We start from the raw sequence: 25,292 nt of genomic DNA, 5'->3' as shown, positions 1-25,292 counted from the left end.
TCCGGCCCCCTCCCGCCCTCCTCGCCGCCCCCGTGCCTCCACACGACAGGACTCATCACGCATGTCCAGCCACTCACCCATGTCCAGCCACCGGATAGCCGACCGGTACTCCGTCGTCCCCGCGCCCGCCCCGCCGCTCGACGAGTCGGCGTACGCGGACGTCCTGCGCTCCGACTTCCAGGACCACTACGTCAACGGGCGTGATGTGTGGACCGCCGAGGACGCCATGCGCGAGGCCCCCCGCCTGCTGCTGCGTGCCCTCGGCGACCGCCCCGGCGCGCACGTCCTCGACATCGGCACCGGGCACGGCCGCGACGCCGCCATCCTGAGCGACGCGGGCTGCCGGGTCACCGGCATCGACCTCGTCGAGTCCCCCGAGTGGGCCGCGCTCACCGCCCGCAGCGACGGGCGTGCGCGGTTCGCGGTGTGCTCGCTGTCCGACCTGGACGGCACGGCCGTCCACGATGCCGTTCTCGACAACGGCTGCCTGCACCACCAGCACCCCGACGGCTACGGCCGCTACCTCGGCCGGATCCGCGAACTGCTCCGCCCCGGCGGCCTGTTCACGGTGTCCGTGTTCCGGTCGGCCGACGGACCGGGCCGCCTCTTCGCCAACGGGGCACGGCGCCTGTACCGGGAGTTCACCGAGGAGGAGCTGACCGAACTGGTCACCGCGCACGGCTTCACGCCCGTCGAGGTACGACTGGTGCCCCGCGGGACGGCCGGGCTGCACTACCTGGTGGGCACGTACCGCGCCACGGGCGCGGGCGCGACCGGGGGCGGTGACCGATGAGTGCGGCCCGGACACAGGCCGCCCCGGCCCCGGCCCGCGCACGCGGTGGCCGGCTGTCCGGCGTGCTCGCGGCGGTGGCCACGGCCGCGCTGCTGGGCGGCGCCCTGCTGGGCACCACCCCGTCGGCCGCAGCCCGCCCCGCCGGCGATCCCGCCGCCGGCCCGGCCGGGGGCTCGGGCGCGGGTCCCGCCGGGGGCACATGGTCCGGCACCTGGGGCACCGCCCCGGCGCCCGCCGCGCCGGACGGCATCTCGCAGACCGGCATCGACGACCGCACCGTACGCATGATCGCGCACACCTCGGTCGGCGGCGGTGAGCTGCGGCTGCGGCTGTCCAACGCCCACGGCACCCGGGACCTGGTGCTCGGCCGGATCACGGTGGGCCGGGCCGAGTCGTCCGGCTCGGCGACCGCCGTCCCCGGCAGTCTGCGCCCGGTCACCTTCGGCGGCGCCACCGGCACCACCGTGCCCGCCGGAGCGGAGACCGTCAGCGATCCGCTGCCCTACGACGTGCCCGCCGGCGCCGACCTGCTGGTGAGCGTCCACCTGCCCCGGCCGACCGGCCCCACCACCTGGCACTGGCTGGCCCAGCAGACCAGCTACCTCTCCGACCCCGGCGACCACACCGGCGACCAGGGCGCGGCCGCCTTCACCGGCACCCAGACCTCCTGGTTCTTCCTGACCGGCGTCGACGTGCGCGGAACGGCCACGCGCGGCACCGTCGTCGCGCTCGGCGACTCGCAGACCGACGGCTCCGGCTCTACCCCCGACGGCAACGGCCGCTGGACCGACGCCTTCGCCCGCCGTCTCGCCGCCGACCCCGCCACCCAGGGCCTCGGCGTGCTCAACAAGGGCATCGGCGGCAACCGGGTGCTGCGCGACGGCACCGAGACCGAGCGTCCGCAGCGCGGCACCAGCGCGCTCGGCCGACTGGACCGGGACGTGCTGAACCAGTCCGGGGTACGCGCCGCCGTCCTCTACGAAGGCATCAACGACCTCCAGCTCGCCCCCTACGCCGGCGCCGAGGAGGTCCTGGCCGGACTGCGCACCCTCGCCGGACGGCTGCACGCGCGCGGCATCCCCGTCATCGTCGGGACCCTCACCCCGTTCAAGGACTCGCCGCTGTGGACGGCCGAGGCCGAGCGGCAGCGCCTCGCCCTCAACGCCGCGCTGCGCACCTCCCCCGACTTCGACGCCGTCGCCGACTTCGACGCGGTCGTGCGCGACCCCGCCGACCCGCAGCGGGTGCGGGCCGCCTACGACTCCGGCGACCACATCCACCTCAACGACACCGGCTACCGGGCGGTGGCCGACGCCGTCCCCACCGACCTGCTGACCGCCGGTGACCCGGCGATCTCCGCTCCGCGCACCGACGGGAGGCATCCGTGACCGGCACTCCGGTGATGGCCAACCCCAACACCCTCTCCGACCGGGCCGCGATGGCGCTGCCCGACTCCTTCGTGGCCCGCACCGGCCCCTGGCCGCTGCGGGACCACCGCGACCTGCTCGGCGCGCCCGCCGACACCCTCGTCGCGGTCGCCGAGGACCCCGAGCTGTCCTTCGCCCGCCGGTACGCGGCCGGCACCGTGCTCGGCCTGATCGGCGACCCCCGCGTCCGCCCCGACGACCCGCCCATGGCCGACGTCCCCGCCGCACGCGTCCGGCTCGGCCTGGACCCGGACGAGGTCGGCCGGGTCACCGCGCGCTGGCGGCACGCCGGGGTGATCGAGGACTGGATCGCCAAGGAGTGCCCCGTGCACGAGGTGGACCTCCCGGCGTTCCGCATCGCGCTCCACCCCGTCACCAACGCCGAGTACCGGCGCTTCCTGGAGGACACCGGCAGCACCGTGCTGCCGACCTCGTGGCGGTTCGGCGGCTACCCCGACGGGCTCGGCAACCACCCGGTGTGGACCGTGCCGCCCGAGGCCGCCGACGCCTACGCCGCCTGGCTCGCCGGCCGTACCGGCCGCGCCTTCCGGCTGCCCACCGAGGCGGAGTGGGAGTACGCCGCCGCCGGGCCCGAGGGACGGGAGTTCCCCTGGGGCGGGACGTTCGAGCGGGACCGCGCCAACACCGTGGAGGGCGGGCCGCTGTCCACCACCCCGATCGGGGTGCACCCGGCCGGACGGTCGCCGTTCGGGGTGCACGACATGGCGGGCAACGTAGAGGAGTACACCGCCGACGACTACGGGCCCTACCCCGGCGGCAGCGCCGTCGCCGACGACCTGGCCGTCACCCGGGGCACCTACCGCATCGCCCGGGGCGGCAGCTTCACCCGCTTCGGCGACCTGGCCCGCACCCGGCGCCGCCACGGCTGGTACGACCGCGCCATCTACGCGATGGGCTTCCGGCTCGCGGAGACACCGTGACCGGGCGGGTGACGGGCAGTCAGGACCCCTCCGCGGACGACGAGGTGACGTCACCGCCGCCGTCCCCGGCCGAGGAGTCCGCCATGCGCCGGGCCGTCGAGCTGGCCGCGACCGCGCTGGGCCGGACCAGCCCCAACCCCGTCGTCGGCTGCGTGATCCTCGGCGCGGACGGCACACCGGTGGGGGAGGGCTTCCACCGGGGCGCCGGGCAGCCGCACGCCGAGGTCGAGGCGCTGGCCGTGGCCGGGGACCGGGCGCGCGGCGGGACCGCCGTGGTCACCCTGGAGCCCTGTGCGCACCAGGGCCGCACCGGGCCGTGCGCCGAGGCGCTGCTGCGGGCCGGGATCGCCCGGGTGGTGTACGCGGTGCCGGATCCCGACCCGACCGCGGCGGGCGGCGCGCGGCGGCTGCGGGACGCCGGGGTCGAGGTGACCGGAGGGGTGCTGCGCGCCGAGGCCGAGCGCGGCAACGAGCTGTGGCTGACCGCCGTCCGCCGGGGACGGCCGTGCGTGACGTGGAAGTTCGGCGGCACCCTGGACGGCCGGGCGGCGGCACCGGACGGCACCTCCCGGTGGATCACCGGCCCCGAGTCCCGGCAGGACGCGCACGCCCTGCGCGCCGCGCACGACGCGGTGCTGGTCGGCTCCGGCACGCTGCGCACGGACGACCCGCACCTGGGTCTGCGGCACGGCGTGGCCGGCGCGCCTGCGCTCCGCGTCGTCCTGGACCGCGACGGAACCATCGCGCCGCACGCGCGCGTGCTCGACGACGCGGCGCCCACCCTCGTGGTCACCGGGCCGCACACGCCCAAGCCGGCACTGCACGACCGGCACGAGGTGCTGCGGGTGCCCGTCACCGGGGGCGCGCTCGACATCGCCGTCCTGCTCGATGATCTCTGGGCCCGGGGCGTGCGCTCGGTCCTGCTGGAGGGCGGTGCCCGCCTCGCCGCGTCGTTCGTCGCCCAGGGCCTGCTGGACCGGGTCGTGGCGTACGTGGCGCCCCTGGTCCTGGGAGCCGCCGCCCGTCCCGTCCTCGGTGACTTCGGGGCCCACACCCTCATGGCGGGCCTTCGGCTGCGGCTGGGCGAGGCGACCCGCCTCGGCGACGACGTACGGCTGCTGCTGCGCACCCGGGAGCTGCCGGGCGGGGAGGCGCCGGGCGCCGGGGCCGGGGATCGCGCGGAGGGTCGTACGGCGGGGGGAGGCGTGGGATGAGCCACCGGATCGCGGTGGTGTACCACAGCCGGCGCGGCACCGTGCGCGCCCTGGCGGCGCAGGCCGCCGAGGGGGCGCGGGAGGCCGGTGCCGAGGTGCGGCTGCTGAGCGTCGCGGACGACGAGCCCGCCGGCCGGGTCTGGCCCGAGCGGGTGGCCGAACCGGAGGACGTGGTGTGGGCGGACGGGCTGGTGTTCGCTTGCCCCACCTACTACGGCAATGTGTCCTCGCCCTTCAAACGGTTCCTGGAGTCGACCGCGCCGCTGTGGGGGGAGGGGCTGCTCGCCGACCGGGTGGCGACCGGCATCACCGTCTCCACCCAGCGCCACGGCGGCCGGGAGGCGACGCTGACGGCCCTGCACCACACCCTGTACCACTGGGGCTGCTGGGTGGCCGGTGCCGACCCGGCCGACCCGGTCACCCGCGCGGCGGGCGGCACACCGTACGGCCTGGCCGCCGACAACCGCCGGGGCGACCCGGCCCCGCACGAGCGCGCGGCGGCCCACGCCCTGGGCCACCGCCTGGCCACCCTCACGTCGCGCGCCCGCACCACACCCCTCACGTCACCCGTCCCCGAACAGCGAACAACACCCCCGACACCGGGGGCGACCGCGTCGGCCGATGCGGCGGGTCGTACTGCTCCGGGTGTGCCGGTGCCTACCGGGCCGGTGGGCGGCGCGTCGGGGGTGGCCGGTGCGGCCGGGGGAGCGGGTGGTGGTGCCTTGGGGGTGCCGGTCCCGGCCGGGCCCAGGGGTGGGACCGCGCCGGGGGAGGTCGCTGCGGCCGGGGGAGCGGGTGGTGGTGCTTCGGGTGGGTCGGTCCGGCGTGGGCGGGTGGCCGGCATCGCGTCGGGCGGACCTGCCCCGGCCGGGCGAGTGGGGGGTGCCGCGCCGGGCGCGGCCGCACCCGGTGCCGCCCACGCCGCGTACTCCGGGCTCCTCGACGTCGGTCTCCGTCCCGTTCGGCTGGCGGTGGTGTACCACGGCGAGGACGCCGCCACCCGGATCCTCGCGCAGGAGGCCGCCGCGGCGGCGCGGGCCGTGGGGGCGCGGGTGCGGTTGCGGCGGGTGCCCGGTGGGGGCGGGGCGCGGTCCGCGAAGTGGCTGGGGCCCTGGGCCGCGCCCGCCGCACCCGAGGACATCGCCTGGGCCGACGCGGTGCTGTTCGGCGCGCCCGTCCGACTGGGCGCCCTGGCCGCGCCGCTGCTGGACTTCGTACAGGCGCTGGAGCCCGCCGACGGCGGCCGGAGCGCGCTGTGGGGGAAACCGGCGAGCGGCTTCGCCACCACCCCCGCGCCGCACGCGGGTTCGGAGACGGCCGTCCTCGACCTCGGTCATGTGCTGCTGCACGCCGGCGCGGTGCTGGTGCCGCCCGGATACACCGACCCGGCCGTCGAGGCGGCGGGCGGCAACCCCTACGGCACCTCCCACGCCCGCTCCGCGGGCGAGCTGCCCACCCCGCAGACCCTGGCCGCCGCGGCCCACCAGGGCCGGCGCACCGCCCTCGCCGGAGACCTGCTCCGCCGTGCCCCGCGCCCGCGCCGCGCGGCACGGCAGGACACCGTACGCACCGGCCCCGAGCCGGTGCGGCTCGTACCCCGCACCACCGGAAGGAGTACGGCATGAGCGTGCAGCAGTACGACGAGATCGGCGAGACCTACGAGGGCTTCAAGTCGCTGCCGATGGCCCGCTACGCGGAGTCGGCCGGCTTCCTGGCGCTGCTCGGCGACGTACGCGGCCGTTCGGTGCTCGACCTGGCCTGCGGCACCGGCTTCTACACCCGGCAGATCAAACGCCTGGGCGCCGCCGACGTGCTCGGCGTCGACATCTCCACCGAGATGGTCGCCGCCGCCCGGGCGATCGAGGAGCGCGCTCCGCTCGGCGTGCGCTACACGGTCGCCGACGTCGCCGAACTGCCTGTCCCCGAGCGGGCGTTCGACGTGGCGAGCGCGGTGTACCTGCTCAACTACGCGGAGGACGCAGCCGCGATGGAGCGGATGTGCCGGGCGGTGCACCGCAGCCTCGAGCCCGGCGCCCGGTTCTGTGTGCTGACCCAGGCGCCCGACTACCGCTTCGACGGCCCGTCCATGGCCAAGTACGGCTTCACCTACGAACCCGTGGGGGAGGGCCCGATCGGCCCCCGGGTGCGCATCACCGCGCTGCTCGACCCGCCGGTGGAGTTCGTCACGTCGTATCCGCGTCGCGAGGTGTACGAGCAGAGCCTGCACCGGGCGGGCTTCCACGACGTGACGTGGGTGCCGCTGCACGTGCCGGAGGACGGCCTGCGCGCACTGGGCGCCGACTACTGGGCGGACTTCCTCGCCAACCCGCCGCTGACCATGCTCCACTGCCGGGCCTGACCGGGCGACCGGAAGAGCGGGCAGAGGAGAAGTCCTCGCCCGGCCGTGCTGACGGCCGGACGAGGACTTCCTTGTGCCGCCGGGCGGGTCCGGCGCGGAACGGGGTCACGCGGACGGGGGATGAGACGCGCGCACCGTCCGCCCGGCTCGTCCCGACGGCAGTCTCGGGGAGGGGCACACGTGCCCGACGGCCCGTCCTCGGCGGGCGTACGGCAGGCCGTTCGGCGTCCGGCACGGGGAACCGTGTCCGTGCCGGACGCCTCAGCGGTGCTCCCACCGCAGCCCCAGCGGTGGAGCACCCTCGGCACGGTGCCGGCCGTTCCCAGCAACCGGCACCGGCCGTTCCCTGCCGGACCCGGGGCCCGGCAGGGAAACCGTCACCCGGCCGTGGCGGCGGGCCGCAGGCGCCGGGAGATCAGGACGCCGATCAGGGCGAGCAGCGCCGTCAGCGCGAACAGCCCGGCCAGCGCCGTACGGGTGGTGGCGTCGTAGTGCTCGGCGATGGCCAGCGCCGCGCCGCCGAGACCGGCGATCACCCCGGTGGCGAGGGTCTGCGCGAGCTGGAGCGCCCCGCTCATCTCGCCCTGCCGCTCCGCCGGCGCCTGCTCCAGCGTGTCGGTGGTGGCGGCGTTGAACGCCACACCCATGCCGATGCCGCCGATGGCCCAGCCCACGACCGCGAGCCACGCCGGGACCGTCTCGGTAAGGATCGACAGGGCGATCACGCCCACGCCCAGCAGCAGGACGACGAAGCCGAGGACCACGCTGCCGGACCGCCCGCCCGCCCCGGCGTCCCGCTTGGCCTGCCAGGCCGAGCCCACCACCCAGGCGATGGCACCCGCCGACAGGCCGAGACCGGCCGCCCACGCGCTCTGCCCGCGCAACTCCTGCAGGCCCAGCGGCAGGTACGCCTCGCTGCCGAAGTACACCCCGCACAGCAGGCCCCGGATGACGACACCGGCCCCCAGCCCAGGGCGCGCCGTCAAGGTCCCCTCCGGGGTGACCCGGCGCAGCGCCGGCAGGGCGACGGCGATGCCCACCACCGCGAGCACGGCCAGCAGGACCAGGTTCTCCAGCAGCAGCGCCTGGAGCAGCACACCGGTGCCCGCCGTCAGCAGCACGGCGTTGGCCAGCGGGCCCTTCCACCACGGCTCGGCCGGGGCCGCCCGCCGTTCGTCCCGCGGACGCTCCAGGCGGCGCAGACCGGGCAGCGTGAGCAGCGCCGCGATCGCCACGATCGGCAGCATCAGCAGGAAGACCGCGCGCCAGGTGGTGCTGTCCGCCAGTGTGCCCGCGACGACCGGGCCGATCAGCGACGGGATCGTCCAGGCCGAGGAGAGCAGGGCGAACATCCGGGCCCTCAGGTGCTCGGGGTAGGCCAGCCCGATCACCGTGTAGGCCATGGCCATCACGGCGCCCACGCCCAGGCCCTGGAGGAAGCGGCCCACCAGGAACAGCGGCCAGGAGCCCGCTGCTCCGGCCACCGCGCAGCCCACCGCGAAGACGGCCATCCCCGCCGTCACCGGACCCCAGGGGCCGCGCCGGTCGGCGGCCCGCCCCGCGAGGACGGTGCCGATGATGTTGGCGAGCATGAGCGCGGACAGGCCCCATCCGTAGGCGCCCAGGCCGTCCAGGCTCCGGGCGATGTCCGGCAGCACCGTGGCGACGCCCAGGGACTCGAACGCGACCATGCTCACCGACAGGATCACGCCGAGGCTGAGCGCCCGGTACGGGCCGGAGAAGACGCTCTCGGCCCGCGTCGGCCGCGTGGACTCGGCGGCGGTCGCAGGCCGCCCCAGGTCTTCCGGTAACTCGCCGACGTGCTGAGACATGACGTCACCTCGTGTGAGAGAATTACTTTCCGATGCGGAACGGAATCATAAATATACTGGAGGCATGGTGAGCACGCCACAGGGCGCCGCGGGCACCGCTCCGTTTACGGCGCAGCGCTCGCGCGGCCGGCCGCGCGACGAACGCATCGACGCCGCGGTACGGCGCGCGGTGATGGAGATCCTCAACGAGGTCGGCTACGGCCGGCTCACGCTGGAGGCGGTCGCCGCGCGGGCCGGCACCAGCAAGCCGACCCTGCGCCGCCGCTGGCGCTCCCGGCAGCACCTCGTGGTCAGCGCGCTCGTGCAGACGATGGGCGTCTCGCCCACCCCCGACACCGGCTGCACCCACTGCGACCTCATCGCGGGGATCCGCACCCTGAGCCACGCGTTCACCACGACCATCGGGCGGCGCGCGCTGCCCGCGTTGATCGCGGACCTCGCCGACGACCCGGAGCTGGAGTCGGAGTTCCTGAACGAGTTGTTCCACCCTCGCCGCGCCGCCACGGCGGCCGCGCTGCGCCGGGGCGTCCGGCGCGGCGACATCCGACCCGACGCCGACATCGACCTGCTGCTGGACATGCTCGGTGCCACCGCCTACTACCGGGTGCTCTTCGGCCACCTGCCGCTCACGCCCACCCTCGCCGAGGACGTGGTGGAGGTCGTTCTCGCCGGCGTGGCCACACCACAGTGGCGCAGCCAGCACGGAGCCGTGGACAGCGTCTGAATCCGGACACCCCTCCGGCCGGTGGGCAGTGGGGGGCGTCCGGCCGCGCCGGCCCGGGCCGCGTACGGCGTCACGCGGGGCGCGGGAGCCACAGCATTCCGGGGCCAACGGGACGAAGAAGGGATTCGTGTGCTCAGCCGCGACTGTGAAGTGTCCGATTTACAAAGGGTCCTGGCCTCTGCGGCGTCCGGCGCGGGGGCCAGCCTCCTGCTGGAAGGGGGTATCGGGTCCGGCAAGTCGTACCTGATGCGCGCCGCCGTCAGAACCGCCAGGGCCGCCGGATTCGAGACGATCTCCATCCGCGCCCGGCCGTCCGGCACCGCCCTGACCTGCGACGTGCTGCGCCAGCTGCACCCCCGCCCGTCGGCCGTGCCGAGGTCCACGGGCGCGTGCGCCGGGCCGTCCGCCGAGGAACCGGACACCCCCGATGCCGCCGCCGGCCGGCTCGACCAGCTCATCGGCGTGCTCACCCCCCGCACGCCGCTGCTGATCGCGGTGGACGACCTGCACTGGACCGACCAGCGCTCGCTGCGCTGGCTGGAACACCTGACGGCCCGGCTGGAGGGGCTGCCGGTGGCGCTGCTGGCCACGATCGCCCCCGGCCTGTCCCGGCCGCGCGACGACGCGGCGCGCGGTGACGGCGCCGGGCGTGGCGGCGACGGCCCCGGCGGACGGGAGGGCATCGGGCGCGGCGGCGACGGCCCCTGGGGAGACGGCACCGCCACCCTCGCCCGCGTCGTCTCCGACTTCCACCAGCGCACGGTGCTGCCCGGCCTGGACCCGGATGCCGTCGGCTACCTGCTGACCTCCTTCTTCGGCCGCCCCGTCGCCGACGCCCTGGTGCACGCCTGCCACCGGGTCACCGGCGGCAACCCGCTGCTGGTGCACGCCCTGCTGCGCGAACTCCGACGCGGCGGCACCGCCATTGAACCGACCTGCGAACAGATCGAGGCCCTCGGCTCGGTGGAGGTGGCGGAGACCGTCGTCGCCCGTTTCGAGGAACGTTTCCCCGGCGTCGGCCGGGCCCTGGACTCCGTCGCCGTCATCGGCCGGGCCGCCACCGCCGCCCTGGTCGCCGACCTCGTCGGCATCCCCCCTACCGAGGCCGCCGACATGCTCCACACCCTCGTACGCTGCGGCGTGCTCCGGGAGACCGGCGGGGGCGTCGCCTTCGCCCAGCCGATGATGCCGGTCTCCTTCCTCGCCGCGCTGCCGCCCAGCGAACACGCCCGGCTGCACGCGGCGGCGGCCCGCGCCCTGCACGGCTCCGGCGCCCCCGCCCACGAGGTGGTCCACCACCTGCGGCACGCCCCGCGCATCGGCACCCGCTGGGCCTACCGGCTGCTGTTCGACTCCGCCTGCGCGGCCCTGTCCCGGCACGACCTGGAGGAGGCCCGCACCCTGCTGGAGCGGTGCGCCCAGGAAGGCGACCCCGACGACCGGCCCGAACTGCTGCGCAGGCTCAGCTGCGTGGAACTCGCCGCCGACGCGCCCGCCGCCGCCGTCAGCCGGCTGCGCGCCCTGGGCCGGCCGCGCCACGGCGGCGACGTCGCCGCCCTCGCCGCCCTCGTCAACCTCGCGCAGGCCACCGCCCTCGACGGCGACCTGGACGGCGCCGAGCGCACCGTGCGGGGCGCGCTCGCGGAACTCGGTCCCCTCGACCCCGCCCAGGAACCGGCCGCCGGCGCCTTCGCCGTCCTCGGCGTGCTCACCCTGCTCACCGGCGGCAACCGCGCACCGCTGCCCGTCCTGACCGCCCCCACCGCCGCCCGCACCTCCTGGGTGCGCTGCGCCCAGGCGACGCTCTCGGCGCTCACCGCCCGGGTACAGGGCGGGCGCCGCGAGGAGGTGGTCCGCCACGCCCGCGCCGGACTGAGCGAACCTGCCGGCCCGGCCGACGTGCCCACCACCCCGCTGCGGCTGCTGCTCGCGGAGCTGCTGTGCGACGCGGGGGAGCACGACGAGGCACTGGACGCCTGCCGGGCGCTGGCCGACGCGGCACGCGAGGAGGGCGCCCGCACCATGGCCGCCCTCGCCGAGGCCATCCTGGCCGTGTGCGGCTATCGCGCCGGGCGGCTGTGCGAGGCGGCCCGGGCGGCCCGCGCGGCCCTGGCGGACGGGCCCGCCGGGACCTGGCTGGGCAGCGCTCTGGCCCGCTGCTGGCTCGGCGGCGTCCTGCTGGAGACCGGCGACCTCGACGGGGCACGCCGGCTCCTCCTGGACGACCTGGCGCTGACCGAGCTGCCCGAGGCGGCCCTGCCCGACCTGCTGTTCCACCGGGGCCGGCTGCAGGAGACGCTCGGCCGCACCCAGGCCGCGCTCGCCGACCTCGAGGAGTGCGGGCGGCAGCTGCTGCGCGACGCGCACTGCCACGACCGCCACCCGTGGCGCACGGCCGCCGCCCCCCTGTACGCCCATGCGGGCGACGTCGCCGCCGCCGAGCGGCTGGCCCGCGAGCAACTGGACCTGGCCCGCGCCTGGGGCGCTCCGCACGCCGTCGCCACCGCCCTGCACACGCTCGCCGTCGTCACCCGGGGCGGCCGGCGCGCCCCCCTGCTGTACGAGGCGGCCGATCTGCTGCGGGACTCCGGGGCGTGGCTGGAGCAGGCCCGCGTGCTGCGCTCCCTGGGCCACGAACTGCGGCGGCTGCGCAAGGTCCGCGAGGCCCGCGAACAGCTGCGCGCGGCGCTCGCCCTGGCCGAGAAGTGCGGCGCCGGGGCGCTCGTCGACGTGCTGCGCGCCGAACTCGCCTCGGCGGGCGCCCGCCCTCGGCGCGGCGCCGAGACCGGCCTGGACGCCCTCACCCCGGCCGAGCACCGCACCGCCCTGCTGGCCGCCGAGGGCCTGACGAACAAGGAGATCGCCGACCGCCTCTACGTCACCCGGCGCACCGTCGAACTCCACCTCAGCCGCGTCTACCGCAAACTCTCCGTCTCCGGCCGCGCCGACCTGCCCGCCGTGGTCGCCGACCAGCGCCCCGACGCGGGACGCCGCGCCCTGCGGCGCGTCGACGGCGCGATGAGCCCACCGGACCGCGCCACCCGCTCGATGACACTCCGCCCGGCCTCCTGAGCTGAACCGGCACCGCTGCCCGCGTCCACGGTCGGTCTTCCTCGGGCAGGGCGTTCAGCGGGGCTGCGACGAGGCCTGTACGAGAGCGAGGCTCTGTTCGGCCGCCGCCGGCGTGACGGGGCCGTGGCCGAACAGAGCCCGGTGGTACCCGGGGGGCGGCCAGGGCGTCCGGTGCGGACTCCGTCCGGGACGAACTCCTCGTGGCTTGTTCGGCACGTCCTGTGTCGTGCCGGGGGCCGATCTTGAGGTGTAGCGGCGTCACCTGGGGAAACCTGCGGAACATGAGGATGCTGGCAGAGCTTCGTGCGGTGGATCGGGGGCTGGCCAAGCGGCTGGGGTCCTGGGACCCGGTCGGCGTGGGCAAGCCGCTGTCGGCGGTGGAGGAGGTGGCCGAGAGCGCCAAGCTGTGGTGCGCCGCAGCCGGAATGATGGCGTGGTGGGGCGGCCGGCGGGGGCGCCGCGCGGCGGCGGCGGGTCTGACGGCGATGGCGCTGGCGCAGCTGGGTTCCAACGCCGTCTGCAAGCAGTTGGTCGACCGTCGCCGGCCACCGAAGGAGTGGTTCCCGCATCACGAGGTCGACGACCGCCCCGGCTCGTCCTCCTTCCCCTCCGGCCACACCGCCGCGGCGGTCGCCTTCACCGCCGCGGTGGCTCCGTCGTGGCCCGCGGTCGGTGTTCTGTGCGCCCTGCCGGCGGCGCTGGTGGCCGTCGAGCGTGTGCAGAGCGGGGCGCACTATCCGAGCGATGTCGCCGTCGGCGCCGTGCTCGGTTCGGCCAGTGCCTGGATCGTCCGCAGGGTCCCGCTCCTGATGCTCCGCCGTCGGCCGTAGTCACGTGGCGGCCGGGGCGCCGCCCGCGGGATGGTCGACGGCGGTCCGCGAGCCACCCCGTGTTCGAGCGGTGGCCCGGCGCGAACGGCCGGGCCGCGCGTGCGTTTCCCGCACCCGGCCGGGCCCGACGGCTCCGCGGTCCAGGGCGCCGCCGCCGTGCTTCAGCCGTCCGGCGACCCGCCCGCTGGCACACGCCCGGACCCGACGCTCGCACTCTGTCCGATATAGGTAGGTTTGCCACTGTGTGGTGGGTACTCGACCTCTCTCGGATGTACAGACCGTGAATCACTGAGGCAGGAGACGATCATGACCGACCGGACCCACACCACGATGGAGTCGCACCCGGACATCCTGGAGATGCGGGAGCGGCATGCTCTGGCCGAGCGGGCCGCGTCGACCCCGCAAGGGCAGGCCGTCGAAGCGCTGTCCCTCCTCTGCGGCCTGTACCTGGCCGCGTCTCCCTGGATCGCGGGCTTCAACGGTTTCAGCACCCTGACCGTGAACAACCTGATCACGGGCATCGCCTACACCCTGCTGCTCAGCGGCTTCGGCCACGCCTACGAGCGGACGCACGCAAGGGCCTGGGCCGCAGCCCTCCTCGGTGTCTGGACCATCATCGCGCCGTGGGTGGTGGCGGGGAACGTGGACACCACCCGCACCGTCGTCAACAACGTGATCGTCGGCATCGTCGCGCTGCTGCTCGCCCTGGCGGCCAGTGCCGCAGCCGGCAAGACCGACAGGACCGATCGCGGCCGCACCGCCCGAATGGCTCGCTGACGCAAGGGCGTTGACCGTTCGACGCGGACGGACCGGTGACCTGACCGGCCTGCCCGAGCGCCCGCGCACCCAGCCGCCAACTGGGCCATGCACCACGGCCAGGCCGCCCTCTCGGCGTACTGCGCTCGGTCATGGCCCAGGCCGGGCTGCGCGGGCCGCCGGCCTCCGCCAAGTTCACGGTCGTCCGTCTCACGAACGACCAGATCCTCGAGAACGCGACCGGCGTGTGTGCGCCGCCGGCCACCTGGCCCCGCCGAGAACTCGTCGTGGACGTCCTGCACAAGGCCGTGTACGCCTTCACCACCGGAGCCGTCGCCGACGCCCTGGCCACCCGCGGCGGCCCCGGGCAACGGCACGCCGCGCTTCGACCCGGCCGCCACGCCGACGCCGGGCCTCTTCCCGGCGGGGACTCCTACGGCCGGTGAAACCCTCGGTCCGCGCCCACGGGCACCACACCGCCAGGCTCACGTCGAACGCCGTCCGGGCGCGATCGTACGGGTCGGGGCGCCACCGACGTGATCACCCTTGTCACCCGGGCCGCGTTCATGGAGGCGCGACGGCGAGGTCGTCCACCACAGCCTGGAGGCGACCCTCGTGCTGTTCCGCGACACGCCTCTGCCGTGCGGAGCCGGGTCCATGGAGCTGGACATCGCTCAGCCAGTCGCCGACGCACCGGTCATCGCCGTACCGGCTCAGGAGTGGCTCGATGCGCTTCCACAGCTCCTCGATCAGCCGGCTGACGGCCGTCGGAGCGCAGTCGCGGGTGTGGGTGGCGGGCAGGGTGCCGATCGGTCCGTGCCGCGCGGCCTGCCAGCACGCCGCCCGCAACAGCAGGTCGGGGACGTCGGGTGCGGGTTCGCCGGTGCGTACCGCCTCGACGGCGTGAGCGACGAGAGCGCGGACGAGCAGCGCGTACGCGGCGGTGGTCCCGGCGTCGGGCATCACATCCGCGATGCGCACCTCGATGGTGGGCAGATGCGCCGAGGGCCGGACGTGCCAGTAGATCATGGCCGGGTCCATGGCCACTCCGGTGGCCACGAGCTGGTCGACGACCCAGGTGTGGTGGGCCGTGCCGCGCAGGTAGGGCGCAGGCCCCGCCGAGGGCCACCGGCTCCACACCATCGACCGCCAGCTCGCGTACCCGGTGTCCGCCCCGCCGCTGTAGGGGGAGTTGGCGGTGAGGGCCAGCAGGAGGGGCATCCAGCCCCGTAAGTGGTTGACCGCCAGTACGGCCTCTTCGCGATCGGCCACGCCGACGTGCACATGGCAGGCGTTCACGCCTTGTTCGTGGACCACGGGCCCGAAGCGGCGCGCAAGGGCGCGGTAACGTGACCGGTCCAGGACGGGCGGTGGTCCGGAACGGCCGAGGACCGCCGTGCCACTGGGCACCAGGAGGCAGTCGTACTCGGCCGCGGCGGCGGCCGCGCCCCTGCGCAGCCGGACGATCTCCGCCCGCAGTTCGTCGGCCGTACGACAGACCGCGCTGACGGTCTCCACCTGGGACCGCGAAAGCTCGGGTGTGGCATGCGGCGCGCCGAGGTGAGCGCGGGCGGCACACACCACAGAAGAGGACCGGTACACAGCCGACCTGCTGTGCCGGTCGGCCAGGACGAACTCCTCCTCCACACCCACCGTCGGCGGTGCGGTCTCCTCCGGTGGGAGCCCGGGCAGGCCGAAGGCGGCACGGGGCACGGCATCAAGCGGCTCTGGCACGTCCAGCCCTTTCGGGAGACACGGGACACCCGCAACCTCTCCTCGCCGGCTCTGCGCGGCTCGCGATGACCACTGACGCGCTCGGGCGCATGGGCCACTCCCTGTCGAACAGCGGGTGAGAACCGCCATGGTGGGCCTTCGCCCGAGGCTGCTGCAAGCTGCTACCAAGCCAGCATCAGGGCTCGCAGACCCCCGTGCCCCGTGCGGCGGCACGACGGTCGCGGCGATTGCCGGCGCCGCGCCCGCACACGGGTGGGACGCCACCGGCCACGAGCTACCGGTGCGCACGGCGAGGCGGGACCGACGGTGCTCCCGGGCCGACGCATCCCGGTGGCCGAAAGCCTCGACTCATGGCCCAGCCCGAGCCCGGCAAAGGCGCCCGCGGGCTTCTGCCCGGTCAGGCACCCTCTGCCGTGCCTCTGTGGCGCGCCTCTGGCAGAAGCCCGGCTTCTTCGGCGAGTTCGACACCGGCAAGCACGGGCGATCGGCATCAGCCTGACGATCGACCGGCGCGCCCCCCGCTTCGCCGGCCTGCGCGCCGTGGTGCGCGGGACGACAGCGGGCCGGCCGCGGTGCGCCGACCGGGGGCGACCTGCTGGGCGAAGGCCTGCAGGGCCACACGGCTGTTCGCCGGCAGGACGGCCATCAGCCCCCGCTCCTGGGCCTCGGCGATCGTGGGGGCGGCGGCGCTTCCCTCCGGTACGAAGGCCAGGCGGACGTGCCCGTCACCGGAGCCGCGGCGGTCCACCGGCGCGACAGCGCCGTGGGTGCCGTCGGGCAGGGTCACCCACAGTTGGAAGTCGTCGTACCGGACGAAGTCCGCGCCCTTCACCGGCCAGGGATAGTGGTGTTCACCGGGCACGCTCGGAAGGATGCCCTGGTGGTTGGAGTGGCTCAGGGGCACGCACGAGTTGAACAGGGAGTCGGTCCACGCCTCGACGTCGTCGGCGTCCTTGATCGGCGTGCGCAGCAGGTCCTCGGCGCGCTCGTATCCGAGGTCCGCCAGCGCGGGCAGCGTGAGCGGGAAGGCGTCGACCAGTTCTGCGGCGTCCTGCCGGAGCCGGTCCACCTTCGCGGGGTCGGCGCAGAACTGCATGCTCCACTCGATGCCGACCCGGGCGCGGTACATGCACCAGCCGCGGGATTGCTTGACCCACAGACTGCCGCCGTGGTGCATCTCCCAGCGCTCGGAATTCTCCGCCGCCGTGACGTCCACGGGCCTCGGCCCGTACGGCAGGTCGGCGTCGTCCATGGCGTGGAGGATCTTGTGCGCTGTCTTTTTGGCGGCCCGGAAATGTGACGACTCAAAGCGCTTCGGGTGCTCGACGAGGCGGATCTTCCACGGATGGTTCTCCGATTCGATGCCGCCCGGCCGGGGTTGGGGGTGACCCATGGCTGACCTCCTCGGCTCGGCTCCACGGGCCGGCCCGCCGGCTCGCGGGGCGGAATCCCTCTGCTTCCATCGTGCTCCGCGAACCGGCCGGCCGCGACCCAGGTGGCGACGACCGTGAGCAAATCCCTGACGTGCACGGACCGTTGACACTGTCCGGACTCCTGCGGCGCGCGGTCGTGGAAGGCCGGCCCGATCCGCTCGGGCAGTCCGGTTGCGGGGCATTGCGGGCGGAGTAGCGTGGAGTTGATCGGTCCTGTCCGATCTGGAGGTGGGCGATGTTTCTCCGATTGCTGCGGCGTCGTCAGCCGCATCGGCTGGTCCTTCTCGGCAACGGCCGTCTGATCCGGGGCTTCAGCGGCGGATTCTACGACGGTCACGGGTACATGTCCTGACGCCCTTCACAGTGAACCCTTGGAGGAAGTGCGGTGACGGACACCCGTGCCCTGGCAGCCATGGCAAGGTTCCTGTCACCGCACTGCCGTGTCACCGGGATGTCGGACGGAGCGCTGATCGCGGACTGGAAACGGACGCGTTTTCTCGGGATGGCGGCGGCGGACGTCCGCAAGTTCACCGAAGGAACCCCTGAGGAACGCGCGGAGCTCGTCACCGTTCTCCTGCGCGCCGGGTGCGCGAGAGACCGCCGGAAGCAGCACGTGGACGCAGGCGTCGGAGGCTGGTTGCGCGGAGTGCACCTGCTGATCCGGACGCTGGGATTCGGCCGCGTCCTACGGCTGCTGTCCTTGGCGGCCCCGGACTACGCCCGCGCGGACGTCCCCTCCGTGGAGGAGGTCCTGCGGCTGAAACGAGCGGTGCAGTCACACAGCCGCGGCAGTTGGCTGGTCGACGGGGACTGCAAGTCCGAGGCGGTGACGGCGTTCGTCCTGCTGCGGCGGTCCGGTCTGAAGGCCGTACTCCACGTCGGTGTACGCGAACACCCTTTTGCCCTGCATGCCTGGACGGTCTCGGCCGGCCTGTGCATCCCCGACGCCGATCCGCGAGGGCACGCCTTCGAGCCGGTGCTGTCGATCGACGGCGGGGGGCGGTGACATGGACGCGCTTCGTCTCGAGTGGTCCGACGGCGTCCCGAGGCTCCGGACCGCCGATGCCCTGGCCCGTCAGGGACTCGTGACGACGGTCTCCTCGCCGGCCGGCAGCGCGGCCGTCGTGGGCTGGGTCGGCTCGGCCCGTGACCGGCTGACGGGCGCACGCGGCCTCCTCGACGCCTACGGCCGGCAGGGAGCGGCCCCGCCGGTGCCGGCCGGTGACTACGCGGCCGTTGTGGTGTGCCGCGACCGCATCCTTCTGACGCGCGACGAGCAGGCACGCATCCCGCTGTTCTTCAGGATGTCCGGTGGCCGCGTGAACGCCGTGAGCACCTCCGCCCGCGGTCTGGGCCGCGCCACCGAGCTGGAACCCCGCTACTTCTGCCGGTACCTCACCGGAAACATGGCGCAACCGCACACGGACCTCACCCCCTTCACCGGCGTGCACCGCGTCCTCGGCGGCGAGGTGGTGGAGCTTTCCCGCACAGGACAGCTGCGCGGTCGTACGTCGCGACGCGTCCGTCCCGCCACCGACCCGCCTGCCGACGACCCCCACCTCGATGAGGCCGCGCAGGGCCTGCGTCTGGCACTGGAGAACGCCGTCGGACGCCGTATGGGCACGACGACGGCATGCCATGTCTCGGGCGGCACCGACTCCACCGGTGTCGCGCTGCTCGCCGCGCGTCTGCTGGCCGCGGGACGCGGCGGCCCCGGGGAACTCGTCCTGCTCTCCGGGCGCTTCTGTCACGGAGAGCTGGTCGCGGAGCAGCCGTACCTCGAGCTCGCGCTGGAGGAGATCCGCCGGCACGCACCCGCGGCCCGCCCGGTGATCGTCGACGCCGACGACGTGGCCGACTTCGACGACTTCCCGCACCACGCGGGAGACGCGGACGAGCCTCATGCGCACGCGTTCCGCGCCCCGTTCTGGAGCAGGCTCCACGGCGCGGCCGCGGGACTGGGCTGCGACACCCTCCTGACCGGTTGCGGGGCCGATCCCGTCGCCGACGCCAACCCGTTCCACCTGCACAGGCTCGCCCGCACGGGCCGGCTTAGGGAGATGACCCGGCAGGCACGGGCCTGGGCCGAGGGAAGCGAACGGGGCCTGCGGGAGGTCGTTTACGCCTATGTGGTCCAGCCGGCTTTCCCGCTCACCGCGGAACGGATCACCGCACTGGTCCGCGGCGGTACGGTCCTCGGCGGACTCGGCACCTTCGACCGCCCCCGATGGCTGCGGCCCGGATTCGCGCGGGCTCACGGTTTCCGGGAGGCCCGCATCGCGGAGAGCCGCTTCGTGTTCGGGCGCAGACCGGAACGGTCGCTGTACGACGCCGCCAACTACGTCGCCGCTCCCGATCCGCTGTCCTGGCACCGTGCGGAACAGGACGGGTTCTTCCTCTCGCACCCGTTCCTCGACCCGGAGGTCGTCGCCACGATGAGCCGCCTCCCCGCCGCGGCCACGTTCCGGCCGGGCCGTCCGAAGGCCGTCCTCCGCGAGGCCTTGGCGGACCTGCTCCCGGCCCCGATCCGCGGCAGGGCGGTCAAGGTCCCCTTCGACGACCTCTACGCCCGTGGCCTGCGCAGGCACGGCGACGAACTCATCGCCCTGTGCCGCTCCGCCCGGCATCCGCTGATCACGGAGATGTTCGACGTCGAGACGCTGTGCCAAGCCGTGCGGGAGGCGCAGCTCGGCATGGGGAACGCGTACTCCTGGGACCGGATGAACAGCTCGCTCGCCCTGGTGGCCTGGCTGGAGCGGCTCACCGCTGGTTCTTGATGTCCCACAGGTTCTGCACGTAAGGACCCGCGAGGAGCTCGATGACGCCGTACCGGGTCGACACCTCGCGTTCTTCCTTGGCATTGAGCCTGTGGCCCTCCTCGCCCTTGCGCGTAATGGTCGTCACCACGTTCGCGCCGTGCGAGCCGAACCTCCAGTAGACGGTGACGTAACGCGGATCTCTCGTGTACTCGTCGATCGCATTGTTCTCGTGCACCCTGGCACGGTAGATGAGGGCGTCGAAGTCCGATTTCTGTTCGCTCTTCACCCATTCGGGGAGATTCTTCGTGCCCCAGGTTTTCGTCATGAAGAGGAGTGGTGGCTGCAGCACCAGCCGGTCCTTGCGTGCGAGGTTCGCGGTGGCATAGAACGTCACCTGGTCGTACGGCGTGTCGAGGGGCAGTTGTACCACCAGTCGCGTGGCGAAGGAGTCACTCGACTCGATCCAGTGTCCATAGGGCATCCACGGCTGTGCGTCCAGCAGATCGCCGGGCTGGTGGATCTCCCTGCGGGAGAGCGGGTTCACTTCGGAGGGTTTGGTCCACTGTTCGGCATCGGCTCGCCACTGGTCGCGCAGCCGGTCCTTGGGGCTGAGCTCCACCTCTTGGGCCATCGCGTGGAATTCGGAGCCGAGCACATAGAAACTCCTGTCACCGCGGTTCTGGAGAGTGATGTCGACCGGCACCATGAAAGCCTTGCGATCTTGGCTCAGCACCGCTTTGCCCGTGGACAACGTGATGACGGGCCTGGTTTCACGTTCGTAGGGCTGATAGAGGTTCTGATAGCCGTAATTGGCGATCGCGATGACCGAGGGAAGGATCACCGCGACGGCCACCCGCTTGGGAGTGGGGACCAGAACCGACGTCCGCCACACCGCGAAGGCAGCCGCTGCCGAACCCGCCGCGAGCACGGCGAACATCACCTTGTAGAACGTGGAATCGCCGTCCCTCCACGTCGAGACCAGGATCATGAGGTTGGCCAGCAGGGCCGTGAACGTGCAGAACAGGGCGACCAGGCCGGAGTAGGGGAAGCAGTGCCGGACCCAGTGGTCCAGGACTGCCACGGCGCCCACCAGCGTGGTGAGCGAGCCCACGAGGAGAACGGCACCGGTGAACCGACCCGGGAAGTTCAGGGCATGGAAGAAGTCCTCGAGGCCGAACCGGGCCAGCAGCACCGTCGTTGCGAGCAGGACCAGCTCGATCAGCGCCAGGGCCACCCGCGACCGCCAGGTCTGCAACGAGGGCCGGCGCACTTTCGGGCGCCGACCTGTATGCGGCTTGGGGGGAGTCCGCACCCGATCACCTCCTGAGACCACGGTCCGTGCCCCGCACATGTGCCGTACGGAGACACACGTGTGCGGCGCGGCCGCGGGGGGATCCGCTGCCGTGCCGAGGGTTCGTCACCATCGTCCGCGGTGATCCACCGGACCGCCATCCGACGCCCCCGGACGGGGGGACCCCGGTGCTCGCGCGGTTCACCAGGTGGGCTTCGCGACCTGGCTGGCCCCGGGCGCTCGCGCCGAGGCGGACGTCGGACAGGGAGACCAGGACCGGCTCCTAGTAGCCGTGCGGACGGCGGTGAGGGTCCGCCTGCTGCACCCGGGCGGCGAAGTCGGAACCGGAACGGTTCACGTGGTAGCGGTCGCGGACGTAGTTGATCGTCGCGCACATGTCCGCGACCACGTCGTACGGGGTGGTGGCGGTACCCGCCTGGTGGTAGGCGGCGAAGGTGGAGGGAATGCACTGGGTGGCGCCCCGCGAGGAGTTCTGCGGGTGGCCGTCGGGTGCTCTTCGGCCCCGCGCGTTGATGTCATGGAGGTTCACCCGCGACTGCGGGGCGTTGTAGCTGGACTCCCGCTCGGTGATGGTGAGCAGCGCCGGGACGCCGTACTGCGGGTCCATGCCGGTCAGTTCGCAGGCCGTCTGCGCGTAGCGCCGCATCGCGTCCGGCCCGGTGTCGTCGTGCGGATCGTCGTAGGTGACCTGGCTGAGGCTGAGCCGTCCGCTCCCCGTCGCGGCTGCGGGGCGTGAGACGGTGAAGCCGGCGTGTTCGCCGAGCGTGCTCAGCGAGGCGTAGCCGGGGATGCCGTCGGCGTCGGCTCCCGTATAGCCCTGGGCGAGCTGTTCCTCTCGGTAGGCGGCCCTGGTCTGTTCGCCGAAGAATCCGGTGGGGCCGTCGGGGATCGGGTGGCCCCGGGCGATCAGGGCGTTCTGCACGATGCGGATGTCGTCGTTGCTCGCGCCGAGGCGCACGTTGGAGAGGGAGACCATGACCGGCTCGCTTCCCTTTCGTGTCGTCAGCCCCAGGGGGCCACGGTGAGCCTGATCCGCGCGTCCTCCCCGAGGATCGGGGCGGCGGTGGCGGGCAGGGGGATGTGGCCGACCCGGAAGCCGGGGGCGGGGTCGTCGTGAAGGGTGTGGCCGTCGGGCCGGTAGGCGCTGATCGGGCCGGTGATGGCGGAGTTCCAGGTGGCCGAGACCCCGGGTACCTGGGCGGCGGGGTCGGCGCGGACATCGATCACCAGGATGTCGTCGAAGTCGGCGGTCTGCTCCAGATGGTCCGCGAAGCTCAGCAGACCGTCACGGCGCCGCAGCGACAGGATCCGCAGGTGCAGCGCGTACCGCATGGTGCCCGTGTCGTCCGGTCGGAGGCTGCTGCACAGGAACGTCTGCACCAGGGGGACCGTCGCCCCGTCGTCCGCGCTGCCGTCCGGCAACTGGAGGGGGCACCAGTGGGCGCTCGTCCGCTCGTGCGTGACGATCTGCAGGCCGCGGACCGACAGCCGGACCTCGGCCTGCCACACCGTGTCGGCCCGCTGCGGCAGCCGGACACCGACGAGCGCCGCCTCCGCCTTCCAGTCCCCGAACAGGAAGCGCCGCAGATTCTGGTACCCCTCCTCGGAGTTGACCAGTCCGTAGCGTCCGCTGTGGCTGCGGTGCACATACGCCTGGTAGGCGTCGGGGACGTACGCGTTGTCGATCTGCACCAGACCGTCGCTGCGCGGCCCGACCGTGGCCGCCGACAGGCCGTGCGCCACGTCGTAGTCGGTCGGGTCGGTGCCGATCAGGCAGAAGACGCGGTCGGCGGCGTGGAACCTCCCCACGTCGGGCATCACGCGGGCGTCCCATCCCGGCGGCGGCCCGTCGGGGTCCGTCTGCGCCTTCGGCGTCAGGTACTCGTACATGCGCTCACGCCCGAAGACGTCCGCTCCGTGGATACCGGTGACGTCACGCAGCCTCTCCAGCGCGCCGAAGCCGACGTCGAACGCGATGCCGCCGTGCGGGGTGCCGTAGGTGAAGAGCCCGCCCACGCAGTCCGCCGGATCGCGGCCGAGGTCCGGCAAGATCTTCTGGATCAGACAGCGGCACACCAGGCCGCCCATGGAGTGGGCGACCAGGTGCACCCGCTCCGCTCCGGACTTGGCCCGGACCGTGTCGATCAGCCGCAGCAGGTCCTCCGCGGCCGTCTCCAGCCGGAACGCACGGGGGCGTCCGCCCCAGGTGGTCGCGGACGCGTCGTAGAAGCGGTGGATCCAGATGGTCTCCGGCGGGATGCTGTCGTGGCCGGCGAGGTAGAGCGCCTGGCCGCCGTCGACGAGGATCCGGTAGCCCTCGTCCAGGTGGAGACGGAGCAGAGGGCTTTCGAAGTCGTAGAAGCACGGTGCGTCGTCCGGCCCGATACGGATGTGTGTGGAGCCCTGGTTGAACCCGTAGAAGGGGTCGGTCACCATCTTGTCGATGCCGGCGGTGTCACCTGCGTATCCCCGGACGTAGACGATCGGCAGTTTCGGGGTCGGTGCCATGCGGTCCTCCAGGATCAGCATGTCGAGGCTACGGACGTGCCGTCAGCCCGGCGTCAATCCGGCGTCACCCGCCCGGGAGGCGCCACCCGTGGCGGGCCAGCATCCGGGTGAACCGGGCGGAGGGCTCCACCCCCAGCTCCTCCCGCAACAACCGCCGGAACCACCGGTAGTGACGGACCGCTTCTGTGAGGTTGTCCTCCGCGAGATGCGCGGAGACGGCGGCCCGGTGTGCGCTCTCCCGGAGCGGTTCCGTCCGCACGCTCTCCCACGCCGCCTCCAGGGCGAGCGCCGGCCTGCCCTCGCGTACGAGCGCCTCAGCCAGCGTGTCGAGGGCGTGCAGCCGCAACTGCCGCAGGCGTTCGCGCTCCAGCCGCACCCATTCCTCGTCCCAGCCAGGCAGCAGGTCCTCTGCCCGCAGCAGTCCCTGCGGGAGCCGGGTGGTGAGCGGCGGCCCGCAGCCCTGGACGACATCGAGTGCCGTCTCGGTGAAGGCGTGCACGTCGACGTGCAGGGCGTCGGCGGTCACGAGCGAGTCCCCGGAGCACCGGATCAGGGGCTGCTCACCACGCGGTAGTTTCCACAGGGTGGTGCGCAGGCTGCCCCTGGCGTGCTCCTCGGTGACCTCGGGCCACAGCGTCCCGGCGAGGACCGAACGGGGAACGTGTCTGCGCAACGCGACCAATGCGAGCAGACGCTGCCCGTTGCGGCACAGCTCGACAGGCTCGGCTTCACATTCCAGCTGGAAAGGGCCGAGCAGTCGCAATTCGGGAGGGGAAGACACGGTGAGCCTCTCGACATCAGTCTCGGCCGGTGCGACCGGGCCGTGCAACTTCGCGGTGTGCGGACCCATCGACCGGCGACCGGATCCGGCAGGGGGGAGGTCCACGCAGGCACGGTCTGTCCTCCGGATCGCTGGTGGAAGGACGGAACCAGGGGCGTTCTCCGGTTGCAGACGAACCACCCGGCGACCATCGCCCGACGCGTGGTGTCGAGCCGCATGGCAAGGGCGCCGAGGATGCCCGCCGGGAGCCGGGACGTGCTCGGCGCCGCATTCGGGAGCGAGGAAGTGGTGCACGACCTGATCGAGTGCACCAAGGATCAGGCCGCCGTGAAGCTGGTTGCGCCAGGACCCCGCCGACGGAGCCACCGTTCCCAGAGGCGCGGCGATGAAGGTGACGTTTCCCTGACGTCCGACAGCGCCCTCGCGACCGGTGTGGACTGATGCAACGGCAGATTCGGTTGAAGCGTCAGTGGTTGACGACAAAATCGCTGCTGTGGCGCCGGACCCCAGTGGCAGGAGTGCGTCACCCGAGTGAACATGGAAGGAGAGGTGAGCGGCGTCGGCGCACGTCCGCACACAACTCTCACGACCTCGAACGAGGCGTTTCCCCATGGCTTTCCACACTGCACGTCCTGTCACCCTGAGGCCCTTCGAGGACTTGCGCGACCTTCCCGTCGCCGGCCACCACGGCGGTGGTGGCGGTGGTGGGTTCGGTGGGCGCCGGTCCGGTGGCAGGCGGGACTCCGACGAAGACCGGCCCCGCGGCCCGCACGGCCCCGGTCCCGGCCCGCACGGCCCAGGACCGGAGAGGCCGCCG

The 25,292-nt window shown here is 73.6% G+C and carries 20 protein-coding genes; 13 read left to right on the top strand and 7 right to left on the bottom strand.

The genetic code is table 11. The annotated features are described in order from the left end of the window. Positions 1-61: 61 nt before the first annotated feature. The 6 genes from ACGFRF_RS03480 to ACGFRF_RS03455 are packed head-to-tail and all read left to right on the top strand — an operon-like array spanning position 62 to position 6,734. Positions 62-793 (top strand): SAM-dependent methyltransferase, encoded by a 732-nt coding sequence (locus ACGFRF_RS03480; RefSeq protein ID WP_393736756.1) that lies wholly within the window; start codon positions 62-64, stop codon positions 791-793. Next, a complete protein-coding gene (locus ACGFRF_RS03475; RefSeq protein WP_393736754.1) occupies positions 790-2,181 on the top strand; it encodes an SGNH/GDSL hydrolase family protein in 1,392 nt (463 codons plus the stop codon). Before ACGFRF_RS03480 ends, ACGFRF_RS03475 begins: the two co-directional genes overlap by 4 nt. Then, positions 2,178-3,161 carry a formylglycine-generating enzyme family protein gene (locus ACGFRF_RS03470; RefSeq protein ID WP_393736752.1) on the top strand — a complete coding sequence of 328 codons (984 nt, stop codon included), beginning with the start codon at positions 2,178-2,180 and terminating at the stop codon, positions 3,159-3,161. Before ACGFRF_RS03475 ends, ACGFRF_RS03470 begins: the two co-directional genes overlap by 4 nt. Before the next feature lie 44 nt (positions 3,162-3,205). Continuing rightward, positions 3,206-4,375 carry a bifunctional diaminohydroxyphosphoribosylaminopyrimidine deaminase/5-amino-6-(5-phosphoribosylamino)uracil reductase RibD gene (gene ribD, locus ACGFRF_RS03465; protein ID WP_393737098.1) on the top strand — a complete coding sequence of 390 codons (1,170 nt, stop codon included), beginning with the start codon at positions 3,206-3,208 and terminating at the stop codon, positions 4,373-4,375. Then, positions 4,372-6,000 carry an NAD(P)H-dependent oxidoreductase gene (locus ACGFRF_RS03460; RefSeq protein ID WP_393736750.1) on the top strand — a complete coding sequence of 543 codons (1,629 nt, stop codon included), beginning with the start codon at positions 4,372-4,374 and terminating at the stop codon, positions 5,998-6,000. Before ribD ends, ACGFRF_RS03460 begins: the two co-directional genes overlap by 4 nt. Next, positions 5,997-6,734 (top strand): class I SAM-dependent methyltransferase, encoded by a 738-nt coding sequence (locus ACGFRF_RS03455; protein ID WP_393736748.1) that lies wholly within the window; start codon positions 5,997-5,999, stop codon positions 6,732-6,734. Before ACGFRF_RS03460 ends, ACGFRF_RS03455 begins: the two co-directional genes overlap by 4 nt. 377 nt (positions 6,735-7,111) lie before the next feature. On the opposite strand, the gene ACGFRF_RS03450 is transcribed toward ACGFRF_RS03455, so the two are convergent. Next, complete coding sequence (locus ACGFRF_RS03450) at positions 7,112-8,566, bottom strand: MFS transporter (protein WP_393736746.1); 1,455 nt, start codon at positions 8,564-8,566, stop codon at positions 7,112-7,114. 64 nt (positions 8,567-8,630) lie between these two features. Here ACGFRF_RS03450 and ACGFRF_RS03445 point away from each other — a divergent pair, with 64 nt between their 5' ends. The 5 genes from ACGFRF_RS03445 (at position 8,631) to ACGFRF_RS03425 (ending at position 14,394) form a co-directional block, all read left to right on the top strand. Next, the gene (locus ACGFRF_RS03445) at positions 8,631-9,290 is read left to right on the top strand and encodes a TetR/AcrR family transcriptional regulator (RefSeq protein WP_393736744.1); all 660 of its coding nucleotides are present in this window, start codon (positions 8,631-8,633) and stop codon (positions 9,288-9,290) included. A gap of 129 nt (positions 9,291-9,419) precedes the next feature. Beyond that, positions 9,420-12,362: an AAA family ATPase gene (locus tag ACGFRF_RS03440; protein WP_393736742.1), complete on the top strand. Its 2,943-nt coding sequence runs from the start codon at positions 9,420-9,422 to the stop codon at positions 12,360-12,362. 281 nt (positions 12,363-12,643) lie between these two features. Then, positions 12,644-13,192, top strand: coding sequence for a phosphatase PAP2 family protein (locus ACGFRF_RS03435; RefSeq protein ID WP_393736740.1), 549 nt, complete (start codon positions 12,644-12,646; stop codon positions 13,190-13,192). Positions 13,193-13,498: 306 nt separating this feature from the next. Next, positions 13,499-13,969: an SPW repeat protein gene (locus ACGFRF_RS03430; protein WP_393736738.1), complete on the top strand. Its 471-nt coding sequence runs from the start codon at positions 13,499-13,501 to the stop codon at positions 13,967-13,969. 131 nt (positions 13,970-14,100) lie between these two features. Further along, positions 14,101-14,394 (top strand): hypothetical protein, encoded by a 294-nt coding sequence (locus ACGFRF_RS03425; protein ID WP_393736736.1) that lies wholly within the window; start codon positions 14,101-14,103, stop codon positions 14,392-14,394. A gap of 118 nt (positions 14,395-14,512) precedes the next feature. Here the strand turns inward: ACGFRF_RS03425 and ACGFRF_RS03420 are convergent, their stop codons facing one another. After that, positions 14,513-15,682 carry a glutamate--cysteine ligase gene (locus ACGFRF_RS03420; protein WP_393736734.1) on the bottom strand — a complete coding sequence of 390 codons (1,170 nt, stop codon included), beginning with the start codon at positions 15,680-15,682 and terminating at the stop codon, positions 14,513-14,515. A 490-nt stretch (positions 15,683-16,172) separates the two neighbouring features. Then, a complete protein-coding gene (locus tag ACGFRF_RS03415; RefSeq protein WP_393736732.1) occupies positions 16,173-17,075 on the bottom strand; it encodes a DUF6424 family protein in 903 nt (300 codons plus the stop codon). Between the two features lie 425 nt (positions 17,076-17,500). Here ACGFRF_RS03415 and ACGFRF_RS03410 point away from each other — a divergent pair, with 425 nt between their 5' ends. Continuing rightward, the gene (locus tag ACGFRF_RS03410; RefSeq protein ID WP_393736730.1) at positions 17,501-18,121 is read left to right on the top strand and encodes a lasso peptide biosynthesis B2 protein; all 621 of its coding nucleotides are present in this window, start codon (positions 17,501-17,503) and stop codon (positions 18,119-18,121) included. A 1-nt stretch (position 18,122) separates the two neighbouring features. After that, on the top strand, positions 18,123-19,892 hold the full coding sequence (locus tag ACGFRF_RS03405) for an asparagine synthase-related protein (RefSeq protein WP_393736728.1): 1,770 nt from the start codon (positions 18,123-18,125) through the stop codon (positions 19,890-19,892). On the opposite strand, the gene ACGFRF_RS03400 is transcribed toward ACGFRF_RS03405, so the two are convergent. From ACGFRF_RS03400 to ACGFRF_RS03385, 4 genes are all read right to left on the bottom strand, one after another. Beyond that, positions 19,876-21,108: a hypothetical protein gene (locus ACGFRF_RS03400; protein WP_393736726.1), complete on the bottom strand. Its 1,233-nt coding sequence runs from the start codon at positions 21,106-21,108 to the stop codon at positions 19,876-19,878. The genes ACGFRF_RS03405 and ACGFRF_RS03400 overlap by 17 nt on opposite strands. A 340-nt stretch (positions 21,109-21,448) precedes the next feature. Beyond that, on the bottom strand, positions 21,449-22,162 hold the full coding sequence (locus tag ACGFRF_RS03395; RefSeq protein ID WP_393736724.1) for a peptidoglycan-binding protein: 714 nt from the start codon (positions 22,160-22,162) through the stop codon (positions 21,449-21,451). A 26-nt stretch (positions 22,163-22,188) separates the two neighbouring features. Continuing rightward, positions 22,189-23,694, bottom strand: coding sequence for an esterase/lipase family protein (locus ACGFRF_RS03390; RefSeq protein ID WP_393737097.1), 1,506 nt, complete (start codon positions 23,692-23,694; stop codon positions 22,189-22,191). A gap of 64 nt (positions 23,695-23,758) precedes the next feature. Continuing rightward, the gene (locus tag ACGFRF_RS03385) at positions 23,759-24,475 is read right to left on the bottom strand and encodes a BTAD domain-containing putative transcriptional regulator (RefSeq protein WP_393736722.1); all 717 of its coding nucleotides are present in this window, start codon (positions 24,473-24,475) and stop codon (positions 23,759-23,761) included. Positions 24,476-25,292 lie beyond the last annotated feature (817 nt).

It is taken from the genome of Streptomyces sp. NPDC048521 (genome assembly GCF_043199855.1).
In the GTDB taxonomy this organism is placed as follows: Bacteria; Actinomycetota; Actinomycetes; order Streptomycetales; family Streptomycetaceae; genus Streptomyces.
This window is presented reverse-complemented; position numbering and strand designations above follow the sequence as displayed.